This is a genomic window from Xanthovirga aplysinae (assembly GCF_009711365.1).
Lineage (GTDB): Bacteria > Bacteroidota > Bacteroidia > Cytophagales > Cyclobacteriaceae > Xanthovirga > Xanthovirga aplysinae.
The window spans coordinates 1-2,053 of sequence record NZ_SMMB01000515.1; the positions used below are offsets into that span (position 1 = coordinate 1).

The 2,053-nt window shown below is 38.0% G+C and carries 1 protein-coding gene and 1 CRISPR repeat array; the gene reads left to right on the forward strand.

The window, feature by feature from the left end; genetic code table 11:
- Window positions 1-2: 2 nt before the first annotated feature.
- Window positions 3-296: a CRISPR direct-repeat array (repeat unit 30 nt; unit sequence GTCACTAATTCACTCTAGTTGAGTTTAAAC).
- Window positions 297-631: 335 nt separating this feature from the next.
- Complete coding sequence (iscB, locus tag E1171_RS02265) at window positions 632-2,020, forward strand: RNA-guided endonuclease IscB (RefSeq protein ID WP_155203667.1); 1,389 nt, start codon at window positions 632-634, stop codon at window positions 2,018-2,020.
- The last annotated feature ends 33 nt before the right edge of the window (window positions 2,021-2,053 follow it).

The following is a 2,053-nucleotide window of genomic DNA, read 5'->3' on the forward strand; positions in this document are numbered from 1 at the left end:
ATGTCACTAATTCACTCTAGTTGAGTTTAAACACGGTGTTTTTTCCGGACAATAATACAATCACCAATGTCACTAATTCACTCTAGTTGAGTTTAAACACTGAAGATGGAAGGGTTCTACACGTTACTCATGCGTCACTAATTCACTCTAGTTGAGTTTAAACACAAGATATTGATCTATCTGACCCTTATTCAACTTTGTCACTAATTCACTCTAGTTGAGTTTAAACAAGAACCTTTCTAATAAAAGCTAACAAATACGATGTAGTCACTAATTCACTCTAGTTGAGTTTAAACCCCTTCCATTACATCCTAAGGTTCAAAAAGTGAAGAAATAGAAGATTTCAACTAGAGTCCCTTCGGGGATTGGTGATTAGCCTAAGTTCTTCGAGAACTACGTTAGAAGTCAATAAAATAGGTACCCTGCTGTGCTCCACAAGCAGCTTGCTCTACGGAAATGCTGTAAACATTCCTGAGGAATAGGGAAAGTCAGCTTTTTGTCAAGAATCTCTTGTAAAACGGCTTTTAACATTGGCGATGTGGATCAACAGGCTTTTGGCCTGGCTTATAGCAGATAACCTGAAGCTTTTCATTTGAGAAGCTTCAGGTCTTTATTTATAAAATGAATATAGATGATACCTATTAAACCTCAATCTTATGTCTATGTGCAAAATAGGAGAGGACGACCCTTGATGCCAACTAGAAGAATGGGAGCGGTACGTAGATGGCTGAAAAGCGGTGTGGCTAGGGTAGTACAAAGAGATCCTTTTACTATTCGATTCAAAAGACAGGTAAAAACTACTACTCAACCTCTTACCATGGGGATAGACCCCGGCTATGGTAATTTTGGCGTGTCAATAAGAGATGAACAAAAAGAGCTTTTTTCAGCAACAGTAATGTTGCTGGTTGGGGAAAGTGAAAGGTTGAGTGAAAGGAAGATGTATAGGCAGAATCGTAGGTATCATAAACGATATCGTCCCTATCGACCACTAAAAAATGTTATGAAAGATGGTGATCTGCCACCTTCTGTAAAACACAGGTTAGAAGTACATCTATATTTTTGCAAAAAGCTCGTAGGAAAAATTTTGCCAAATATTGAAAGAATTAGGTTAGAGGTCAATGCATTTGATACCCAATTGTTGAAAGATCCGGAGATCTTTGGGGAGGGATATCAGAAGGGGCCACAGCTGGGGTTTCTAAATGTGAAAGAATACGTCTTATTTCGAGATGGACATAAATGCCAGTGGCCCCAATGTAAGAATAAATCTAAAAACCCTGTTCTTCGAGTTCATCATATAGGTTATTGGAAGGAAGATAGAAGCAATAGACCAGATAATCTTATTACCATATGTACAAGTTGTCATAACAGTGCGAAACATGAAGAAATAGGAGGTTTTAGAGGATGGCAACCTTTAATAAAAGGTATAAGTGAAACCCTAAAGCAGGCCACGAATATGGGAATTCTTACCAAGGGGTTAAAAGAGAAATTGTATGCTGAGGCGACTTACGGATATATCACCAAGGCAGAAAGACATAGCTTAAAATTAGAAAAGAGTGAACTAAATGATGCCTTTGTTATAGGATTAGGAAATAAACAAACCAGGGCATTACCTTTTGTATTTACTCAAATTAGGCGAAATAACCGTAGTCTGGAAACTTTTAGGGATGCCGTTTATTTGGATAAAAGGACTAATGAGAAGGCTAAGGGCAAAGAGCTCTTTAATGGCAGAACTTGTAGAAATAAGAACTTGAATACAGAAAATTTAAAGGTTCACAGAGGAAAAAAAATTACTCAAGGAAATCGAAGTATTCGCAACCAACGCTATGAGCATCAAACTGGAGACTTAGTGTTGGTTAAAGGAGGCCTCTATGAATCCAGAGGGGTGCACAGCAAAGGGCGTTCCCTTCGATTAAAAGAGCATAAAGATATTGGTGTAAATAAAGCAAAAATTCTGTTACACCGCAAAGGTATAGTTGTCAATTTATTAGAAACTAAGAAGCTGAGGACTGGGAAAGGATAAAAAGTCCCCAGTCCTCCGACATTCCTCATCCAT